The organism is Cryptosporangium sp. NPDC048952 (genome assembly GCF_043197895.1).
Lineage (GTDB): Bacteria > Actinomycetota > Actinomycetes > Mycobacteriales > Cryptosporangiaceae > Cryptosporangium.
On record NZ_JBICTY010000010.1, the window covers coordinates 36,237 to 56,039 of the forward strand.

The following is a 19,803-nucleotide window of genomic DNA, read 5'->3' on the forward strand; positions in this document are numbered from 1 at the left end:
GTGGTCCTCTACGTCAGCTCGTGCGCCAGCAGACGGGTGCTCGCCAGGCGGGTCAGACGCCAGGCGGGTTGAAGAGCGCGCTTGACGATCGGCGCGAAGCCCGGTTCCCCGGACGTGACGAGATTCCGCAGTTCGGCGCGGCTCATGCCGGGCAGCGGCTGCAGCCGGGGCAGCCCGAACCGGTCGTCGCCCGACCGCGCGATCCGGCGTCCGATCACGCACGCGTTCAGGTAGCCGGCGTCCGCGACGGCCTGCCGGGACTGCCGGTTGCTGTAGCCGTGCGGATAGCAGAACGAACGCACCTCGACGCCGAGCCGCGCGGTGAGTTCGGCGCGGCTGCGCACGAGCTCGTCGCCGAGCGCGATCGGGGCCAGCGTGTCCATCGGACGGTGCCGCCGGGAGTGACTGCCGATCTCGACGCCGGACGCCGCGAGCGCGCCGAGCTGGTCCCAGTCGAGGTACCCGTGGTGACCCACCGAGCCGGTCGGGACGTAGAGCGTCGACCGCGCGCCGAACTCGGCCATCACGACCGCGGCGTTCAGGAAGTCGTCGTAGGCGTCGTCGAACGTCAGCGCGACGACCGGGCGGTCGGGGTCGGCGGCCTTCGCGGACAGCGCTTCGGTGAGCCCGAGCAGCTCCCAGCCGTCGGCGGTGAGCGTCGAGACGTGCATGCGGAAATCGGCCGCGGGAACCTGCAGCCGGTCGGGCACGGAGTCCGGTTCGGCCGGGACGCCGTGGTACATCAGGATCGGCAGCGTGGTCATCGTGCCAGCCCGGTCCTGGCCAGCTGCAGCGCGAACCCCACCCCGGTCGACGCCACGCCCGCGAGCACCATGCCGGCCTTGGTGACGTCGCCCTGGAGCAGGTAGGCGCGCAGGCCGCGGGGCAGCACCCGACGCAGGTAACTGCTCTCCTCGGAGAGCGCGGTGCGGTTCCGGGTGAGCTTGGCGAGACCGGCCTTACCGCGGCCTTCCAGCCAGCAGCGGCGCAGGAAGAACGCGACGCTGGAGCGCTCGGCGGGAACGTGGTGGCGGATCACCGCGGCCGGCACGCGCAGCCAGACGGCGCCCGGGCGGCTGCGGGACATGCGCAGGCAGAGCTCGGTGTCCTCGGGTTCGGAAACGTCGCCCACCTTGCCGAAGTCCGCGCGGAAGCCGCCGACCTCGGCGAATACGTCGCGGCGGACGATCATGCCGCCGGTCCAGACGTTGCGGACCGCTGTCGGCTCGGCGGAGGCCTCGGGCAGCGTCGCGCCGATCACCCAGCCGAACTCGCGGGGGAACCAGCGGGGCTCACTCGTGTGCCAGACCGGCAGGATGCGGGAGCCGGCGCCGAGGACGTTCTCGTCGTCCATCGCGGCGACGAGGGCCGTGAGCCAGCCCGGCTCGGCGAACGCGTCGTCCTCGAGGAAGACGACCAGCGGCGTGGTCGCCGCGAGCGCGATCGTGTTCCGGGAGCCGGAGACGCCCTGCTGGTACTGGTTCTCGACGACGTCGATCTCGTCGCCGTAGTGGTCTGTCAACCGCTCGAAGAGCGGCCGGTTGTGGTCGACGGACACGACGAGCCGGTGCGGGTGATCCTGGCTGCGGACCGAGGCGATCGCCTCGACGAGCTGGCTCCAGCGCTGTTCGGTGTGGCACGTGATGCCGACGGTCACCGTCATCAGACAGCGCTGTTCACGCGGGTGGGGGTCATACCTGCGGCATCGACCGCGCGCACCGGAACCTGAGATCCGAGTGCGGCACTGAGACGTGCGGCACGCGTCATGGCCGGGAGCTGCGGGCTGAACCGCTCGCGCACGATCGTGACCAGGACGCGCCACCCGTCGCGGAACGTGCGCAGGTTGCTCTCACCGTGCAGGCGGTCGTACTCGAAGCTCGGCACCTCGGAGACGACCATGTTCGCCCGGGCGACCCGGATGTTGATCAGCGTCTCGACCTCGAAGCCGTCGCCCCACTTCTGGGCGGGCGTGTGCGCCGGGGCTAAGCCGAACGACGGGATCGCGCTCTTGCGGAAGGCGTTGTAGCCGTAGCAGAGGTCGGTGTAGCTGGTCAGGAACAGCAGGTTCGTGAGCGTGTTCAGGCCCCAGTTGCCGGCGCGGCGCAGTGGGCTGATGTCGTCGCTGCCGCCGCCGTCGACGAAACGGCTGCCCTTGACGTAGTCGGCGCCGTTGTCGAGCTCGCGGACGAACGCGTCGATCTCGGCCGGGTCCATCGAGCCGTCGGCGTCGATCATGACGACGTAGTCGCTGGTGGCGGCCTCGAAGCCGGCGGCGAGCGCGTTGCCCTTGCCGCGGCGGGTCTGGCTGATGACCTTGATGTCCGGGCGAGCATTTCTTGCGGCCGCCACGGTGCCGTCGATGGAGTTCGCGTCGACCAGCACGACCTCGTCGACGTAGTCCGGCAGGGCGGCGAGAACGACCGGGATGTTCCGGGCCTCGTTCATCGTCGGGATGACGACGCTGACGGTGCGGTTCATCGTGGTGCTCATCGCCGTACTCCCCTGCTCTCGTGGCTCTCACCAGGGAAGAGAGGGTTACGACCGAACTGATACTTCGGGCATTTGTGACGGCTGGCACATTGCGCCCGCGAGGGACACTCAAGTCATGAGCGCCATTCGCCTTCTGCTCAACGTCATTTGGGTATTCGTCGCCGGCTTCTGGCTCGCCGTCGGCTACGTGATCGCCGGCCTGATCTGCTGCCTGCTGATCGTGACGATCCCGTTCGGGATCGCGTCGTTCCGCATCGCGGGGTACGTCTTCTGGCCGTTCGGGCGGGAAATGATCCGCAAGCCCGGCGCCGGTGCCGGGGCCGGGCTCCTCAACGTCATCTGGTTCGTCGTGGCCGGGTGGTGGCTCGCGCTGGGCCACCTGTTCACCGCGGCCGCGCTGGCCGTCACGATCATCGGTATACCGATGGCGTGGGCGAACCTGAAGCTGATCCCGATCTCACTGGTTCCGTTCGGGCGTGAGGTGGTGGACAGCGACCGGCTGACCTTCACGCCGGTGTACCGCGTGCCGGAGCGTCAGCACTGAGACCGTCGCCCACAGGGTGAGCAGTAGCAGGAAGAGTGCAACGGCGGCGGCCGTCAGCATCGGGGAACCGGTGTCGGCGGCCGCCGCCGTCGTTCCGGTGACGAGCGTCCCGGTCGGGAACGTGAAGCCCCACCAGGTGGGGCCGAACGGCGGTTTCGTTTTGATCGTGACCGCGGTGACCAGAACGAGCCAGAGCATCGCAAAACCCCACACCGGCAGCGTGTACGCGAGCGGGTCGTCCCACAGCAGGTGCGCCGCGGTGATCGACTGGCCCAGCGGCCCGAGCACGATCCACAGCGTGGGGACGAGTTTCGCCGGGAGCGGCGGGCCGGTGAGGAGTCGGTTCCAGAGCTGCGCGAGCACGAGGAGGGCGGCGAGGAGGCTGGCGCCGAAGAGCGCCGTCGACACGACTTCGATGTCCGCGCTGAACGGGACGTGGGGCGCGAGGAGCGCGCCGTTCGCGGCCGACACCATCGGCGGTACGACCGGCATGAGCCAGCCGCCGAACGGGAGGTCCCGCTGCTGGCGGGTGATCATGCGGTAGGGGATGTATACCGCCGTTGCGAGGCCGCCGACCGTGCCGATCGTCCAGAGGACGGCGTCCAGCGCGACCGCCGCCGGCGCGGCCCCACTGAGTACGAGCGCGCCCCCGCCGACGGTCATCAGCGCCATCGGCGGCGCTCCGTAGAAGTGCAGCATGATCGGGTCCGCCGCGTGCGTGGCTGCTCGCCTCCACTGCTTCGCCGACGCCACGAGCAGGGCGACGAGCAGCGCGGCGGCCGCGAGCCAGGTGAGCGTGGCGAGCACGCGGAGCCCGGGGAGCTGCACGGGTAGCCCGGCCGCACCGACCGCGACGATCCCGGTTCCCATCACCGCGGCAAACCAGTTCGGCGTGACCCCGCCGCCATTCGCAAGCCCCGCGCCGGGTCCGGTGAGCGTATTCACGGCTCCAGCCTCGGCCGTGCCGGTTCGGCCCGGTAGGGAGCGAAACGAGCTGGGCTCATAAACTGCGGTTATGCCCCTCGCGCCGCTCTTCGCCGACCTCGGCAGCTTCGACCTGCTGCTCTCGGTCGCCCGGCTCGGCAGCGTCGGGCAGGCAGCGCGCGAACACGGCGTCTCCCAACCCGCGGTGAGCGCCCGCCTGCGTCAACTCGAACGCCGCCTCGGCATCGCGCTGCTCCACCGCACCCCGCGCGGCTCCACCCTCACCAGCGAGGGTGCGCTTGTCGCCGACTGGGCCCGCACCGCGATCGACGCCGCCGACGCGCTCGCGGCCGGTGTCGGCGCGCTCCGAGCCGCCCACGACAGCACGCTGCGCGTGGCTGCGAGCCAGACCGTCGCGGAGTACCTGTTCCCGCGCTGGCTCGTCTCGGTGCGAGCCGCCAACCCCTCGCTCGGCGTCACCCTGGACGCGATGAATTCCGCCGACGTCGCCCGGCGCGTTCTCGCCGGCGAGGTGGACCTCGGGTTCGTCGAGGGCCCGGACCTGCCGTCGGGCCTGCACGCCGAGACCGTGCACGACGACCGGCTCACGGTGATCGTCGCCCCGACCCACCCGTGGGCCCGCCGCGGTATACCGGTGAGCGAGTTGGCCGCGACGCCGCTCGTCGCCCGCGAGGCGAATTCCGGTACGCGCCGCGCACTGGAGAGCGCCCTGCACGCGGCCGGCGTGACGTCGATCGCGCCGCCGCTGCTCGAGCTCTCCTCGACGACTGCGATCAAGTACGCGGTGGCGGCCGGGAGCGGCCCGGCGGTGCTCAGTTCGCTCGCGATCGCCGGTGAGCTGAGCAGCGGGGTGCTCGTCGAGGTGTCGGTGGAGTCCGATCCGCCGCTCCGGTTGCGTCGGGAGCTCCGTGCGGTGTGGCCCACCGGGCAACAACTGTCCGGTCCGGCGCGCGACCTGTACTCGATCGCTCGCAAATAACGTCCAGTGTGGATCGACTGTTGCTTCGGGACGGTCGAACGACAAGAATGTAAGACGCGTGTCGTTTCTGAAGTAGGGCGGGTGCTTGGGCGTGCTGGACTTCGGCTTCTCGTTAGCCATCGCTGCGGTTGCGGTGTTCCTCACGATCGCCCTGGTCACGACGCTCTTACCGATCGGTGCCGGCCTCGGCGGCGTCGCCGTCACGTTCCTCGGTCTCACCGGTGCACTGTCGGGTTACTCGGCCTGGCGCTGGGTGCGTTGGGTTCGTTCCCGCGTGGAGCGCATGCACTGGTCGGTCATCGCATCGCTCGGCGCCGCGGCCACCGCGTCCGAGCTCTACGGCATGACCCGCCTGGCCACCGACTCGCTCGTCGGGATGCCGCAGCAGCTCGCCGGCCTGGCCGGATTCAGCCTTCTCGCCGCGATCACGGTCGCGGTCACCGGTGTCGCGAGCCTGGGCCTCTACCAGCGCGCGATGACCGATCAGGCCCTCACCCGCTGGGCCGAGCGCCGCCTGAGCCGGCTCTCCGCCGGCGCCCTCACCGTCGCCTGATCAGCAGCACCTCGTCCACAGGGGAAGCTGCTTTCGGCGCGGGCTGTGGAGCAACGGGCGAGTGGGGGTTGGGCTCCTTACGGTCGCTGACGACCACGTCGCGTCCGTTGATTGGAGCGCCGCCCCATGCCCAAGAAATCGATCCGCCGGAAGCGGCGCCAGGCTCGTCGCGGCCGGCGTCGGCAGCAGACGCCCCGCGCGGCTGAGTCCGAGCGCACGGCCGCCGATCGCGCCCAGTTCCTCGCGGGCGTGGAGGCGTTCGCCCGCGCCCTCATCCGTGAGCGCGGCACGGCAGCCGACGACGACGAGGACGACTGGGACGAAGACGAGCACGACGAAGACGAAGACGAAGAGCCGCCGCAGGACTTCGAACCGGAAGCCCACCGCACGATCCTCGCGGCGATCCGCCGCATCGTCACCACCCACACACCCCAACCGGCCTACGACACCGTCCCGCACCTCACCCAGCGTGAACGCGACCCCCGCTACAACGTCTGCCCCGGCGACGGCGTGCTCATCGCCGAGATGGTGGCCGTGAGCATGCTGCTCGACCTGCGCTACAACGTCCGAGCCGACCCGGCCCCCGCCATCCACTGGATCACCGAGCGACTGGGCGCCGAACACGGCCGCCGCGCGCTCCGCGTCGCCGATCTGCTCGACCACCCCGATGCCCCGCCGTGGCAATCAATCCACCCTCCGCAACCCGGCGAAGAGCCCCTGCTCCCCGCGATGGTGCTCCTCCTCGCCGGCATCGGCGGCGCCGCGACACACCGACAACCGCTCCCACCAAACTAGATCTTCATGATATTCATTTTCAGGTCCGGGCCAATCACCGACCGAGGAGTTCCCCCGTGAAGATCGCGTTCGTCGGAAAGGGAGGGAGCGGCAAGACGACGCTGAGCGCGCTGTTCATCCGTCATCTCGCAGCAGAGGGGCGGCCGGTACTCGCCTTCGACGCCGACATCAACCAGCACCTCGGCGCTGCACTCGGGCTACCGGAAGACGTCAACCTGGTCCCCCTGGGCCAGCACCTCGACGCACTCAAGGACTACCTGCGCGGCGACAACCCGCGGATCGCGTCGGCGGCGGAGATGATCAAGACGACGCCGCCGGGGAGCGGCTCCCGGCTCCTGCGCGTCAGCGACGACGAGCCGCTCTGGGAGCGGTACGGCCACCCGGCCGCCGGCGCGCGGCTGCTCGTCACCGGGCCGTTCGCCGAGTCCGATCTCGGCGTGGCCTGCTACCACAGCAAGGTCGGCGCGGTGGAGCTGCTGCTCAACCACCTCGTCGACGGAGCGGACGAGTACGTCGTCGTCGACATGACGGCCGGCGCCGACGCGTTCGCCTCCGGACTGTTCACGCGGTTCGACCGCACGGTGCTGGTCGTCGAACCCACCCGTAAGAGCGTCAGCGTCTACCACCAGTACTGCGGTTACGCCGCCGAGCACGGCGTGGCGGTGTCGGTCGTCGGCAACAAGGTGCTCGACGACGGCGACGTCGCGTTCCTGCGCGAGCAGGTCGGCGACGACCTGGTCGGCTGCGTGGGGCTCTCCCCCGCGATTCGGGCGGCCGAGCGCGGGGAGCCGCTGCACCTGGACGACCTGGCGCCGTCGGACCGCTCGACGCTGGCCGCGGTCCGGGACGCACTCGACACGACGCCCCGCGACTGGCCCCGCTACACCCGCCAGGCGGTCGACTTCCACCTGCGGAACGCGGCGACCTGGGGCGACGAGCGCACCGGCACCGACCTGGCCGCCCAGATCGATCCGGACTTCGTCCTGGGCCCGGACGCACTCATCCACTGATCGAAGGAGAAGACCATGTCCCTGAACGTTCCCACCGCCCTGCTCGAGCGTGCCGAGCACGGCGACATCAGCGACGCCGAGTTCGTCGACTGCGTCCGCGAGTCACTGCCCTACGCCTGGTCGACGATCACCCGCGTCATCGCCGACCTGGAGTCCGGCTCCGACGCGTTCGCCGACGACTCCACGCCCCCGCCGAGCGAAGCCGAGCGCGGGCAGCTGCTGCGCGCCCTGGCCAGCGACGCGATCCGCGGCGGCCTCGAGCGTCACTTCGGGGTGGCCCTGGCGTTCCAGAACTGCCACCGGGTAGCGGCGTTCCGCCCGGCCGCCGTCGGCGGCCCGGAGCACCGCGCCTTCGTCTCCACCCGGGGCCAGCTGCTCAACCAGTCGCCGGAACTCCGCGACTGCTGACCCCACCCGGGCCGGCCGCCTCGAGCGGCCGGCTCTCCGGCTCCTGGCCGCGGATGCGCTGGTACAGCGCCAGGTACTCGTCCGCGGCGCGGGCCGGGGTGAATCTTCGCGCCGCCGATGCCGCACAGGCCTCCGGGCTCAACGTGTCGGCTCGGCGCCACGCCTCGGCGAACCCGTCCTCGTCGTCGGCGAGCAGCCCGGTGACGCCCAGCTCGATCAGCTCGGGCAGGCACCCCCGGCGCAGGCCGATCACCGGCGTACCGAGTGCCAGCGACTCCACCACGGCGGTGCCGCCGGGCTCCTCCCACTGCAGCGGGAACAGCATGGCGCACGCGGTGGCCACCAACTCGTCCCGCTCCGCACCGGCGACGGTTCCGACCCAGCGCACCAGCTCGCCGTCCACGTGCGGAGCCACCTCCTCCACCCAGTACCGGACGTCCGGGTTGGACAACGCGTCATCCGAGGCCGCAGCCAGCTCCGCCGGGTTCCGGTACGCACCGATCGGGCCGGCCAGCACCAGCTTCTTCCCGAGCCGGTGCGCGACCCGCGCGGCCAGGTGCTGGCCCTTCAGCGCGCTGATCCGCCCCAGCACCACGCTGTGGTCACCCTTGAGCGGCCGGGGGCGCCGGTCGGCGTCCGTGGCGAGCGGCGTCGCGAGGTACACGTGCCCGACGCTGTGCGCGCGCAGCGCCGCCGGAGCCCGATCCATCTGCGACGCCGAGACCCCGTTGACGAACACCCGGCCACCGCCGTCGAAGCGGCCATAGAGGGCCGGGTGCTTGGCCAGGTCCCAGTGCAGCGTGTGCAGCACCGGCACGTGGGAGCCGGCCGCCAGCACCACCGGCCCCCACGCCTCCACGTTGTCGTGCACGACGTCGATCTCCGGACGCCGCCGCAGCTCCACCACCACCTGGTGCATGTGCGCGGCCGCGATCCCGGCTGCCCGGTTGTACGGCTGCTGCAGGTGGGCGAACTGCCCGTCGTCGAACGTCACGATCCGGTCTTCCACGTCGAGCGTGCTCGTGCCCACGGTCGCGAGCACGACGCGGACGCCGCGACGACGGAGTTCGGGCACCAGTGCCGCAACGACGTTTTCAATCCCGCCGTAACCGTTCGGCGGCACAGGTAACCAGGGACCCGCATTCATCAGAACGGTAAGCGTCGACATCGATACCTCCCACGGCCACATGAACATCACCGGTTTTCAGCTGGATAAACCGGTCGCGTTTTGGCGGACCCGCAACGGGAACCGATCGCCCGAACCCACCCGGAGGACTCCATGCGCGCAACGCGGTACCGCGTCGGTTTCGTCGGAGCCGGCGGCGTCGCCACCCGGCACGCCTCGGTTCTGGCCGAATTCCCGGACGTCGCCATCGTCGGCGTCGTCGATCCGAACCCCGATACGGCCCGGGCACTGTCCGAGAGCTACGGCGCGACCGTCGAGGAAAACGTCGACGACCTGCTCGCGCTGGAGCCCGACGCGGTCTACGTGTGCGTGCCCCCGTTCGCGCACGGCGCGGCCGAGACCACGGTGCTCGCCGCCGGTGTGCCGCTGTTCGTGGAGAAGCCGCTCGGCCTCGACGAGGAACTACCGACGCAACTCGCGGCGCGTGCCGTCGCGGCCGACATCGTGACCGGCGTGGGCTTCCACTGGCGCTATTCGGCCGCGGTGGCACGGGCGCGGGAGGCGCTCGAGGGCCACCGGGTGAGCCTCGTCGCCGGCGCCTGGCTCGACAAGGTGCCGCCGGTCGGGTGGTGGCCGCGGCGCGACGGCTCCGGCGGTCAGCTGATCGAACAGTCGGTGCACGTCGTCGATCTGGCTCGGGTTCTGGTCGGTGACGTGACCGAGGTCTACGCGGTCGCCGACGCCACTCCCCCGGACGTGCCCGACGCCGACGTCGACGGTTCCGCGGCGGCGACGCTGCGCTTCGCGTCGGGGGCGGTCGGAACGCTGTCGACGACGTGCCGCCTGGGCTGGAAGCACCGCGCCGCGCTGGAGGTGTACGCGGACGGGATCGCGGTGGCGATCTCGGAGGAGGGCTGCGAGGTGCGGACCGCCGACGGGCACCAGTGGCACCCGGTGGACCCGATGGACGCCAAACGCGCTGTCGACCGCGCGTTCCTGGACGCCGTCGGAGGGGACCGGGACGGCTTACTCGTCGACTACCCCGACGCGCTCCGCAGCCACCAGTTGGCGTGCGCGCTGGCGCGGTCCGCGGCCGAGCGGCGGCCGATCGATGTCTGAGCGCGCGCTGATCGTCGAGAAGCCCGGGCAGCCCACGATCCGCGAGGAGCCTCCGGCGGAGGGCACCCTGCGGATCAGGACCGAGTACAGCGGCCTCTCCGCCGGCACCGAACTGGCTGCCGTGAAGGGCACGACGCCGTTCGCCACGTCGGTCTGGGACGCCGAGCTCGGCCTGTTCCGGCCCGGCACCGCGACCGGCTACCCGATCGAGCGGCTCGGGTACATGGAGGTCGGCCGGGTCGTCGAGACCGGAGCGCTGGTAGCGATGGCCTACGGGCATCGCACCGGCTACACCGCGGACCCGCTCGTCGACCGGATCGTGCCGCTCCCGCCCGACCTCGATCCGGTGCTCGGCGTTTACGTGGCGCACGCCGGACCGATCTGCGCGAACGGACTGCTGCACGCCGCCGCCGATCTCTACGGCGAGGTCCGCACGCTCGGTGACGGTGTCCGCGGGCGGCGAGTGGTCGTCATCGGTGCGGGCATGGTCGGGCTGCTCACTGCTCTGTTCGCCCGGCGCTACGGCGCCGCCTCCGTCGTCGTGGTGGATCCGACGCCCGCGCGGCGCTCCGTCGCGGAACGGCTGGGGCTCGAAACGCTCGATCCGGACGACGTCGACGTGGCGCCGGTGCTCAAGACGCGGTGGCGGCACGCTGCTGCCGACCACGGCGCGGACGTGGTGTTCCAGTGCCGGGGGCGCTCGGAGGCGCTGGCGCTCGCGCTGCGTGTGCTGCGGCCGCAGGGCACGGTGATCGATCTGGCGTTCTACCAGGGTGGCGCGGATGCCGTCCGGCTCGGTGAGGAGTTCCACCACAACGGGCTCACCGTGCGGTGCGCGCAGATCGGGCGGGTGCCGCGTGGCACCGCGCACGCCTGGGACCGGGACCGGCTCTCGGGGGAGACGATCGATCTGCTCCGCGCCGACGGCGCCGCGATCCGCGAACACCTGATCACCGACCTGATCCCGTTCGACGACGCCCCGGAGCACCTCCGAGCCCTGTCCGACCGCACCCGCTCGACCATCCAGACCGTCTTCACCTTCTGACGACTCAGGCAGCCACGAGCTCCGGGGCACGACCGTGGGCGAGGGCCCGTCGCTCGATCGGGGTGATAGCGCGGGAGCGGCGGTGGGAGCGGGCGACGAAGTACAGGACGGTGGTGGCCATGAACAGCTGCCACACGTTCGGCACCCAGACCGCCGCGTCCCCACGCAGCACCCCGTGCCCCAGCCACGCCAGCGTGCAGACCAACCCGAGCACACACGACACCGGTGAGAGCCCCGACACGTCCGGATTCCGCAGCAGCGACGCCAGCTGCGGAATGCCCGGCAGCACCGTTGCCAGCGCGGCGACCGTCCCCACCGCGGCGGGTCCTCCGACCTCGTTCAACCCCACCGCGACCAGCAGCACACCGGCCATGCCGAGCGCCCACCGCGGCGCGGTCCGACGCGCCGCCGGCGTGAGCCGGTAGACAGTCACCAGGATCAGGATGCCGATCGTGCTGTTCACCGCGTTGCAGACGACCTGGATCGCCCCCGCGCCGGACAGCCCGTAGAACAGCCACAGCATGGAGTTCTGCAGGCTCAACCAGAGCCGCGCGGGCGGAATCCCGCTGACCTTCCCACGCACGCAGCTGCGGTGTGCCTGCGGGAGGTTGAACCCGATCGCCAGGACCGTCGCGACCCAGCCCAGTACCCACGCTGCTTCCAGCCGCATGCTCCGAACGCCCCCGCATCGAGTGAAATGCGGGCCCCCCGCCCGCAGACGCTCCTCGATTCGGCGTCGAAAGTTGCGGAATGAACGAACGGGCGCTCAGGCTCCCGATCTGCTACCCGAGGAACGAGCGGGCGAGGTGGTACTTGCTGTCGCTGGCTCCGGAGCAGGAGTCCGAGCTCGCGTTGGCCTCGGCGCCGTCCGAGCAGGGCTGGTCCCGCGCGAGCTGCCAGAACGACGTCCACGCCGCGCCCCGCGAGCGGGCGAACGCGCTCAGCTGCGCCGCGTCGGAGGCGGTGAACACCTCGGTCGACGGCTCGTTGACGCCGATCAGCGTCGTGACCGCCACCCGGGACCACGCGGCCGACTCGGAGAGCCCGAACGCGCTCTTGACCTGCTTCTGCGTGCCCTTCATCGACTCGATCGCGTAGTAGCCCATCCGACCGTCGGGGTCGGGCGCCGCGGACTCGCCGAAGTCCATCGCCATCACGTTCACGGCGTGGATCGTGGCGCCGTTGCCGGCCGCGCTGTTGAGCAGGCTGACGCCGTCGCCGGTGAGGCCGGTCGGGTTCACCGGGAGCGTCACCGACACGTCCAGCGTCTTGCCGGCCGACGAGGCGGTCCGCTCGATGATCGCGATCGCCTGGGACCGCCGGTCGACCGACGCACTGTCGCTGAGCACCCCGCCCTCGACGTCGAAGTCGACCCGGGTGAGGTCGTACGCGTCGATCACGCTCTGGTAGGCGGCGGCCAGTTCCTCGGCCGACGAGCAGCTCGCCGCGAGCTCGGTGCCGGATTCCCCACCGAACGAGACCCGCACCTGGCCGCCGGCGGCCCGGTAGGCCGCCACCTTGCTCTTGACCGACGCGTCATCGACGCCCACCTGGCCGTCCCACGCGGGGGTGCAGCCGTTGCCGGAGATGATGAACGCCAGGTTCAGGTGCTTGATGCCGGCGTTGCGGACCTCTTTCAGGTCCGACTCCGAGTACTGCAGCACGTCGACGTAGGGCGAGAACTCGGTGCCGTTGGAGACCGGCTGCTTCGGCGTCGGCGAGACCTTCCCGCCGGCCGGCGGGAGGTGCGACCGACGCGCGCGGGGCCGCTTCGAATCGTGCGAGGGTGCCGGCTCGGCCGACGGGGTCTCCTCGTCCTCGCACTCCTCGGCGCTGCATCCCGCGGCGAGCGGCGAGCCGGTGTGGTGGATGGTCGGCCCGACCGCGGCGTAGGCACCGGCGGTCGTCATCACGAACGCGACGACGAGGCCGATCGAGATCAGGAGACGTCGAGGCGTTCGGCGACGGTGAGCACCCCCGGCACTCTTTCTCGAATGATGCACGGGGAACGCTGCTCCAGAGGTGGCGGTTGTTTCAGTCGTCAACAATATCGGTCCAGTACAACGATCCGTTACCGCCGACGACGGGACTTAAGGCAGCGTTAGGCTGCCATCCAGCCTGCTCACAGCCTTCGCGGCAGAACCGTGACGACGCCCACTCAGTCGCGACAGGACGGTCACAGTACGACGCCGGGTGACCGCCCCCCGTGGTGACGGTCGCCCGGCGTCCGATCAGAAGATCGGGTCAGACAGATCAGCCGTTGAGCAGCTGGACGACGTCGTCCGGCATCGGCGCGGTCTCCTCCGCCGGCGGCGCGGCGACCGGAGTGCCGGCGCCGTACTCGTACACCGACTTGTAGGTCTGTGCCTTCGTCGCACCCGTCGCCGGGATCGAGAGCACGAACTCGGTCACCTTGCCGTCGACGACAGTGGCGGTGAACGGGATGGCCTTGGCCTTTTCACCCAGCGCCTTCACGATCGCCGCCGAGACGATCTCCACGTTCGGCTGCTTGGTGTAGTCGATCGTGCCGCTGAACTTGCCCTCGGACGACTCGGTCACGTCGACGGTTGACGTGAACAGCGCGCCCAGCCGGGCCGGGTCCTCGTCCTGGTCCTTGAAGCCGGTCGGCGTGTCGGGGGACTTGAGCACCGCCGGGTCGACCGGCATCCACTTGTCCGGGATCTCGGGCAGGCCGAGGTCCTGCTCGCTGTCGATCTTCATCTTGATCCACGACTTCTGGTCGACGATCCGGAACGCCGTCGTCAGCGTGTACTTCGGTTCGGCGCTGTTCATGACGGTCGTCAGCTCGTAGGCCTTGGCCGGCGGGTTGACCGCGCCGAACGCGTCGGTGGCCTCGCCCTCCGGCGCGCCCACCTGAGTGATCTTGTAGGTGAAGGGTTCGGTGCTCGTCGTCGGCGCGGCCGCGACCAGCTTCTGCTGCGGCGTCTGGACGGCCGTCTTCACGGACTCGGAGACGGTGTCCGCCGCACCGCAACCGGTGGTGGCCAGCACGGAGGCGGCGAGAGCCAGACCGGCTCCCAGCACACGGACTCGACGGCTGGTCTTCACTGCAGAACGCATGACTTCTCTACTTCCAATTCGAATGGGGCCGCGGTAACGCGGGGAGCCGTGTAAAGCAGGGGCCGCTGTGACGGCCGGGGTGCGAGTGGTCGCACTTCGGCAGCGTGTCGAGGCTCGCTGCCGAAGTGCTGCGGACCCGCTGCCGTTCACTGCCGAACGACTTCCCCACCTCGCTGACCTGCCCTTACCTAAAGGTCCGATAAGGAATTCCGATGAGGTTGCTAAGGTCGCCTCCGCGCGCATCGTCGGTCGAGGAGGTACGGGTGGAAGTCGACGGCGCCGAACCGGCGCTGCGTTTCGCCGTCCTCGGTCCACTCCGGAGCTGGCGGGGTGGCCAGGCACTCGATCTCGGGCCGGGAAAGCAGCGGGCAGTACTCGCCGTACTGCTCCTCGACGCCAACCGCGTGGTACCGGCGCAGCGCATCGTCGAAGCGGTCTGGGACGACGATCCGCCGGAGAACGGGGCGAACGTCGTCCAGAAGTACGTCGCCGGTTTACGCCGGGTCCTCGAGCCCGAGCGCTCGCCCCGGGCACCGTCACAGGTACTGACGCTCAGCGACGGCGGGTACCGACTCCACGTCGGCGAGTTCGACGTCCAGACGTTCCAGATCCGGGTGCGCAAGGCCGAGGCGTTGCGGCGCGGCAACGACACGGCCGCAGCGGCTGCCGAGTTACGTCGCGGGCTCGAGCTCTGGCGCGGGCAGCCGCTGGCCGGGCTCTCGGGTCGGTGGTTCGACGCCCGTCGGCAGCAGCTGGCCGACCAGTACGCCGCGGCGTGGGAGTCGCTCGCCGAGCTCGAGCTGGAGCTCGGTCGGCACTCCGGGCTCACCACGGAGTTGGGGCGCCTGGTCGGTGAGTACCCGGGGCGCGAAGGGCTACGTGCCGCGTTGATGCTCGCGCTCTACCGCTCTGGGCGGCAGGTGGAGGCACTGGCGGCCTACCGGGACGCCCAGGAGCACCTCCGCGAAGAGTTCGGCGTCGACCCCGGCGACCATCTCCGCGAACTGCACCAGCGCATCCTGTCCTCGGACCCGACGCTCGCGCTCCCGTCCAGGGCGAAACCCTCCGCACCGGACGGGCCGCCCGACGCAGCCCCGGAGCCGACGCTCCCCCCGTCGTCGTCGGCCCGCCCCGTACTACCTCCGCCACCGCCCTACGGCTTGGCACACCCGAGCCCGGCACCCCTCCTCCCCGGCCCTCCGTCGTACCCGGTCTCCCCGCCGGCCTCGATCAACCCCCCGGCTACGGACCACCGCGCTCTGATCGGCTGGATCAGAGCGGTGTTCTTCACGACATTGGCGGTGTGCACGCTCGGCCACGCGACGTTCCTCGTCGTCGGCTACTACGGCCTCCGCCGACGCAACACGTGGAACATCATCGCGGCTGTCGCCTATCTCCTGGGCACCCTGGGGTTGTGGGTGTGGGCGGCGATCCTGCCGACCGACCCCGAGACCGAGGTGCCCCTCACCCCCTGGGACTGGCTGCTACTTCCGTCGCTGGTGGTCTCGCCGCTGGTCGGAGCGGTGCACATCTTCGCGCTGGAGATGTTCAACCTCAACCGCATGAAGCAGGACGACAACGCCGCCGAGATCACCAACCGGATGGACCGCGAGCGGGCGCTGCAGATGGTGACGCACCACCCGGAGATGGCCCGTGAACTGCGGATCGGTCGCCCCGACCTCCCCCGCTGGTTCGGTGACGGCGGCCTGATCGACGTGAACGGGGTGCCGGAGTACGTCCTGGCGCAGCTCCCCGGCATGACGCTGGAGCAGGCCGGCCGCATCATCGCCGACCGCACCGTGCGCGGGCCGTACACGTCGGTCTACGACCTCACGTTGCGCCATCCCGACCTGAGGCTCAACCCCGCGGCCCTCAACCGCTTCGTCACGCTGATCGTGCCGAGCCGCTCCCCTACCTGACGGAATCGCACGTATGACCCGGTCCGTGGTGGGTAGCCCAGTGTCCATGAGCACCGAACCTGTCACTGACCCGGAGGCGGAGGGTCTCCCTGGCACCGCCGACGACGATTCGTTCGCGGACCCGGAGCGTGACGCCGCGCGTGCCGCCGACGGCCCGTCCTCGGCGCTCCCCGCCGACCGGCCGATCGCGTCGACCGAGTTCGGCACGACCGCCGAGGAACAACGCGAGGGCGAACCGCTCGACGACCGGCTCCGCCGCGAGGTCCCCGACGTCATCGAGGAGATCGACGCCCCGACTGTCGCCGACCCCGTCGCCGAGGCCGAGGCCGAGTGGGAATCCGAGAACACGGACGAGACCGACTTGGACGTCGGCGGCACCCCGCGCGACGACTACCCGGAGGTACACGGCCGCCCACTCGACGCGAGTGACGTCGCCATCGAGATCGACGGCGTGACGCCGGAGGCGGAGGATCCCGAGACGGCCGCGGCCCTCGACGGGATCGACCCGCGCACGGAATCTCCGGTGTCGGTCTACGACCGCGACCTTGACAACGTGGCCGGCCGCCTCGTCGAGCCGGACGAGGGCGCCCACGTCGACGACGAAAAAGACGCAATCGCGGACGAGCGTGGATTCGGCGGTACGTCGGCCGAAGAGCAGGCGATCCACGTCATTCGGGAGTAGTTACGACTGACGAGCGAAAAGCAGTCCGCGGGCCGTCCCACCTGGGGCGGCCCGCATTTGTCTTAGCTGGACCTTCGCCGGACTTGAGGCCCATTTAAATACCATCACGGCAACCTTTTTTTGTATTCTCACCATTGAATTGACGGCATTTTTTTCGGAGCTATCGTTTCAATTGTTTCCAGGCGCTGACTACGCACCCGGCAGCGCTGTGGGAGGTGGAAGGCGTGTTCGATCGGCCCCGCGAGCACGCCTTCCACAATTTTTTCGAGGCCCACCACGGAGAGCTGGCCCGCATGGCGTCGCTGATCACCGGTGACAGCAGCGTGGCCGACGACCTGGCCGCCGATGCCTTCGCGGAGATCTGGCGTTACTGGGACCGTGTCACCGCCGCTGACGATCCGCTGGCCTACGCACGCGGAGTCCTGGTCAACGTCGCCCGCAGTTGGAACCGACGCCACGGGCTGGAAGAGCACAGCGCTCGGCTGGCCGGCCTGTTCCACCGCGACGAGCGTACGGCGGAGGCCGACGTTCCCGCCGCGCTCGACGTCCGCGCCGCGCTGGCCCGGCTGCCGTACCGCCGACGCGCGTGCGTCGTGCTGCGGTACGCCTTCGACCTCTCCGAGCGGGAGGTGGCCGACGTCCTCGGCATCTCCGTCGGCACCGTGAAGAGCCAGACGTCGCGCGGAGCCACCCAGTTGGCCGCGTTGATCGCCGCGACCGAGGACCCGCGGGCCGCGCTGGTCCGCAGCGGCGCCGGCGCGCGTCGGGGCGGTGTCAGATGACGCCCACCCCACGCGAGGAGGAACTGCGCATCCGCCTCCGAGCGGCAGCCGACGAGCACCGGCCCGACCGCGAGGCAATGCTGGCCCGGATCGACCGCCGCCGCGCCGAAGGCACCGCGGGTCGCAGCGCGTTCCGCGCCGAAAGAAGCGGCGGCCGACGCCGGGCGGGCGGAATCGGCGGGTTCCGGCCAATCGCGGCAGCTGCGGCACTGGCCGGGGTCGTGACGCTCGGCGTCGGTGGCACCTGGCTCTTCGTCGGCTTCGGGCAGTCGGAGCAGCCCGACGCGGCGAGTGCACCACCGCCGCCGCCCGTGGCCGCGGTCACGCCCACCACGGCGGCCACCACCCCCGAGCCGGCACCGACCACGTCCTCGCCGACGCCGTCCGCCGCGTCGCCGTCCGCGCGGTCGACGTCACCGAGCAAGTCTTCGACGTCACCCCGGACGAGCCAGGCACCGATCCCGGACGGGAACGCCCGCGAACGCGGGTGGCTCTGGTCGAACGGGGCGCTGGACCCGAACTCCAATGCCAATTGGTCGCAGAGCACCGTGACGCTCAAGAACAAGTCCGAGATCACCGCGCTCGACGTGACGATCCGCGTCGCGGTGACGTCCGGCCTGAAGACGACCGGCAACTGGAGCAGCGTCCCGAACGACAAGCTCGAGTCGGAAGTGCGTGAGGACGCCGGGTGGCTGTACTACCGGTTCCGGCTGCGGGACGGCGCCACGATGGCGCCGGGCAGCTACGTGTTCGCCGGCCAGTACAACCACGGGGGCCGGAGCACCGGCAAGGACGCGTACGTGGCGTCAGCGAGCGCCGGGAAGTCCGACGTTCAGGTCCACGGCGGGTTCTGACCAGGGCCGACCGACGCCGGCGAGCACCGCGGGCCGACGGGCCCGCAGCACCGCCGCCCACGTCACCCCGGCGACGAACGCCGTCCCGATCAGCGCACCGAGCAACCATGACGGTCGGCCACCCGCCGGCGGGAACACCGACGACAGGCGCAGCAGGCCGAACACGAACACGAAGCCGGTCACCACCGCGGCAACGGCGCCGGCCACCGCACGCAACTCCCAGCCACCGACCTCGGTCTCCTCCTCGTCACTGCGGAGGAACCAGAACAACGCACTGATCGACGTGAGAGCGAGCGCACCGGTGATGCCGAGCCCGCTGGCCAGGCCGAGCCAGAGCGCGTAGATGCGGTCGCCGGTCGCGATGACCGCCACCGCGCCGATCGCGGCGAGCGCCGGCACCCCGGCCCGCACGAGCCAGGCGTCCCGCGCACCGAGCAGGAACACCGGCGGCAGCACCCGGTCGAGCGCGAGCCCGGACAGCTGGCGGTTCACGGCCTTGTGCAGCACGACGGCGCACCCGACGACAGCGAGCACGAGCGTGAACATGATCAGCCGGGCGACGTTCGGCGCCGCCTCCGGCCCCACGATGCGACCGATCAGCGTGAACAGCGATTGCCCGGTGGTGCCGGTGGTGGACGCGACGTCGTCCGGCGCAACCGCGGCACGGGCCTGGCCGCTGGTGGCCGCGCTGACCGCCCACGCGCTGAACGCGGACGCCGTCGTCATGATCAGTCCGGCCAGATAGGCCGCGCGCGGGACGTTCCGGCCGGGCGTCCGGACGTCGCGGATGAAGTTGAGGCTGGTGTCCAGGCCGATGAACGCCGTGACCGCGAAGCACAGCGCGATCCCGAACGAGCCGCTGAACAGCCAGCCGGGGTCGAGCGGCGCGGTGAAGTCACCGTCGCGCATCGGCAACTGCAGAGCCCGGACGTCGAACCAGATCAGGATGACGGCCTGCGCGGCGAGCAGCCCACCCAGCAGCCAGATGACCCGGCGCAGCCGCACCATGCTCAGCAGCGAGACCAGGACGACGCCGATCAGCGCCGCGACTTCACCCGGCAGATCGACGCCGATCAGGTCGACCGACAGCCCCGATAGCGTCAGCGCGAACACCGCGTAGAGCGAGACCAGCGATCCCAGGTACGACACCAGCACCACGGCGGCGACGCCGAGCCCGATCGACGGCCCCAGACCGGCGGAGACCAGCGCGTAGAGGCCTCCGGGGTGGCGGACACGGCGGGCCATGCTGGTGAACGCCAGCGCCGCGCACAGCAGCGCGATGCCGCCCAGCACGTAGACCAGCGGCATCGCGACCACGTGCCCGAACTGGAACGCACCGGGAATGGCCACCCACGCCACCAGCAGTGGCGCGTGGCTCATCGTCGCGACGATGGCCAATTGCCAGCCGGCCAGCGTGCCCTCGTGCGTAGCGGGTTCCGAGAGGTGGCGTGCCATGTGATCGAGCGCTCCT

Annotated in this window: 21 protein-coding genes; 12 read left to right on the plus strand and 9 right to left on the minus strand. The window is 70.7% G+C overall.

Features of this window, described 5'->3' with window-relative positions; genetic code table 11:
• Positions 1 to 8: 8 nt before the first annotated feature.
• From ACGFY5_RS41890 to ACGFY5_RS41900, 3 genes are read right to left on the minus strand one after another with little or no spacing between them, the layout of a single operon-like run.
• Entirely contained in the window at positions 9 to 764 is a 756-nt protein-coding gene (locus tag ACGFY5_RS41890; RefSeq protein WP_392730139.1) for a polysaccharide deacetylase family protein, read from the minus strand.
• Positions 761 to 1,663, minus strand: coding sequence for a glycosyltransferase family 2 protein (locus ACGFY5_RS41895; protein WP_392730142.1), 903 nt, complete (start codon positions 1,661 to 1,663; stop codon positions 761 to 763). The genes ACGFY5_RS41890 and ACGFY5_RS41895 overlap by 4 nt, the downstream gene beginning before the upstream one ends.
• Positions 1,663 to 2,490 (minus strand): glycosyltransferase family 2 protein, encoded by an 828-nt coding sequence (locus tag ACGFY5_RS41900; RefSeq protein WP_392730144.1) that lies wholly within the window; start codon positions 2,488 to 2,490, stop codon positions 1,663 to 1,665. The genes ACGFY5_RS41895 and ACGFY5_RS41900 overlap by 1 nt, the downstream gene beginning before the upstream one ends.
• A 115-nt stretch (positions 2,491 to 2,605) precedes the next feature.
• Between ACGFY5_RS41900 and ACGFY5_RS41905 the strand changes: the two genes are divergently transcribed.
• Positions 2,606 to 3,034 (plus strand): YccF domain-containing protein, encoded by a 429-nt coding sequence (locus tag ACGFY5_RS41905; protein WP_392730147.1) that lies wholly within the window; start codon positions 2,606 to 2,608, stop codon positions 3,032 to 3,034.
• Here the strand turns inward: ACGFY5_RS41905 and ACGFY5_RS41910 are convergent.
• Entirely contained in the window at positions 2,948 to 3,979 is a 1,032-nt protein-coding gene (locus ACGFY5_RS41910) for a C4-dicarboxylate ABC transporter (protein ID WP_392730149.1), read from the minus strand. The genes ACGFY5_RS41905 and ACGFY5_RS41910 overlap by 87 nt on opposite strands.
• Positions 3,980 to 4,049: 70 nt before the next feature.
• Here ACGFY5_RS41910 and ACGFY5_RS41915 point away from each other — a divergent pair, with 70 nt between their 5' ends.
• From ACGFY5_RS41915 to ACGFY5_RS41935, 5 genes are all read left to right on the plus strand, one after another.
• A complete protein-coding gene (locus ACGFY5_RS41915; protein ID WP_392730151.1) occupies positions 4,050 to 4,958 on the plus strand; it encodes a LysR family transcriptional regulator in 909 nt (302 codons plus the stop codon).
• A gap of 85 nt (positions 4,959 to 5,043) precedes the next feature.
• Positions 5,044 to 5,511, plus strand: a complete 468-nt coding sequence (locus ACGFY5_RS41920; protein ID WP_392730152.1) for a hypothetical protein — start codon at positions 5,044 to 5,046, stop codon at positions 5,509 to 5,511.
• A 126-nt stretch (positions 5,512 to 5,637) separates the two neighbouring features.
• Entirely contained in the window at positions 5,638 to 6,306 is a 669-nt protein-coding gene (locus tag ACGFY5_RS41925; protein WP_392730155.1) for a hypothetical protein, read from the plus strand.
• Between the two features lie 56 nt (positions 6,307 to 6,362).
• Complete coding sequence (locus ACGFY5_RS41930; protein ID WP_392730157.1) at positions 6,363 to 7,316, plus strand: ATP-binding protein; 954 nt, start codon at positions 6,363 to 6,365, stop codon at positions 7,314 to 7,316.
• A 15-nt stretch (positions 7,317 to 7,331) separates the two neighbouring features.
• Complete coding sequence (locus tag ACGFY5_RS41935) at positions 7,332 to 7,724, plus strand: SCO5389 family protein (protein ID WP_392730160.1); 393 nt, start codon at positions 7,332 to 7,334, stop codon at positions 7,722 to 7,724.
• Here ACGFY5_RS41935 and ACGFY5_RS41940 read toward each other — a convergent pair.
• Positions 7,693 to 8,892: a glycosyltransferase gene (locus tag ACGFY5_RS41940; protein ID WP_392730161.1), complete on the minus strand. Its 1,200-nt coding sequence runs from the start codon at positions 8,890 to 8,892 to the stop codon at positions 7,693 to 7,695. The two genes, ACGFY5_RS41935 and ACGFY5_RS41940, sit on opposite strands and share 32 nt — an antisense overlap.
• Before the next feature lie 111 nt (positions 8,893 to 9,003).
• Here ACGFY5_RS41940 and ACGFY5_RS41945 point away from each other — a divergent pair, with 111 nt between their 5' ends.
• Both ACGFY5_RS41945 and ACGFY5_RS41950 read left to right on the plus strand, forming a co-directional pair.
• Positions 9,004 to 9,969 carry a Gfo/Idh/MocA family protein gene (locus ACGFY5_RS41945; RefSeq protein ID WP_392730164.1) on the plus strand — a complete coding sequence of 322 codons (966 nt, stop codon included), beginning with the start codon at positions 9,004 to 9,006 and terminating at the stop codon, positions 9,967 to 9,969.
• The gene (locus tag ACGFY5_RS41950; protein ID WP_392730166.1) at positions 9,962 to 11,014 is read left to right on the plus strand and encodes a zinc-binding alcohol dehydrogenase; all 1,053 of its coding nucleotides are present in this window, start codon (positions 9,962 to 9,964) and stop codon (positions 11,012 to 11,014) included. The genes ACGFY5_RS41945 and ACGFY5_RS41950 overlap by 8 nt, the downstream gene beginning before the upstream one ends.
• A gap of 4 nt (positions 11,015 to 11,018) precedes the next feature.
• Here ACGFY5_RS41950 and ACGFY5_RS41955 read toward each other — a convergent pair whose 3' ends face one another.
• The 3 genes from ACGFY5_RS41955 to ACGFY5_RS41965 form a co-directional block, all read right to left on the minus strand.
• Entirely contained in the window at positions 11,019 to 11,684 is a 666-nt protein-coding gene (locus tag ACGFY5_RS41955) for a SemiSWEET family transporter (protein ID WP_392730168.1), read from the minus strand.
• A gap of 112 nt (positions 11,685 to 11,796) precedes the next feature.
• Positions 11,797 to 13,017 (minus strand): chitinase, encoded by a 1,221-nt coding sequence (locus ACGFY5_RS41960; RefSeq protein WP_392730171.1) that lies wholly within the window; start codon positions 13,015 to 13,017, stop codon positions 11,797 to 11,799.
• A gap of 250 nt (positions 13,018 to 13,267) precedes the next feature.
• Positions 13,268 to 14,095 (minus strand): hypothetical protein, encoded by an 828-nt coding sequence (locus ACGFY5_RS41965; protein ID WP_392730172.1) that lies wholly within the window; start codon positions 14,093 to 14,095, stop codon positions 13,268 to 13,270.
• Positions 14,096 to 14,358: 263 nt separating this feature from the next.
• Here ACGFY5_RS41965 and ACGFY5_RS41970 point away from each other — a divergent pair, with 263 nt between their 5' ends.
• From ACGFY5_RS41970 to ACGFY5_RS41985, 4 genes are all read left to right on the plus strand, one after another.
• Positions 14,359 to 16,014, plus strand: coding sequence for a BTAD domain-containing putative transcriptional regulator (locus ACGFY5_RS41970; RefSeq protein ID WP_392730174.1), 1,656 nt, complete (start codon positions 14,359 to 14,361; stop codon positions 16,012 to 16,014).
• Between the two features lie 46 nt (positions 16,015 to 16,060).
• The gene (locus ACGFY5_RS41975; RefSeq protein ID WP_392730176.1) at positions 16,061 to 16,696 is read left to right on the plus strand and encodes a DUF5709 domain-containing protein; all 636 of its coding nucleotides are present in this window, start codon (positions 16,061 to 16,063) and stop codon (positions 16,694 to 16,696) included.
• Positions 16,697 to 16,911: 215 nt separating this feature from the next.
• Complete coding sequence (locus ACGFY5_RS41980) at positions 16,912 to 17,478, plus strand: SigE family RNA polymerase sigma factor (protein WP_392730178.1); 567 nt, start codon at positions 16,912 to 16,914, stop codon at positions 17,476 to 17,478.
• A complete protein-coding gene (locus ACGFY5_RS41985) occupies positions 17,475 to 18,332 on the plus strand; it encodes a hypothetical protein (protein ID WP_392730180.1) in 858 nt (285 codons plus the stop codon). The genes ACGFY5_RS41980 and ACGFY5_RS41985 overlap by 4 nt, the downstream gene beginning before the upstream one ends.
• Here ACGFY5_RS41985 and ACGFY5_RS41990 read toward each other — a convergent pair.
• On the minus strand, positions 18,285 to 19,787 hold the full coding sequence (locus ACGFY5_RS41990; protein ID WP_392730182.1) for an APC family permease: 1,503 nt from the start codon (positions 19,785 to 19,787) through the stop codon (positions 18,285 to 18,287). The genes ACGFY5_RS41985 and ACGFY5_RS41990 overlap by 48 nt on opposite strands.
• Between the last annotated feature and the right edge of the window lie 16 nt (positions 19,788 to 19,803).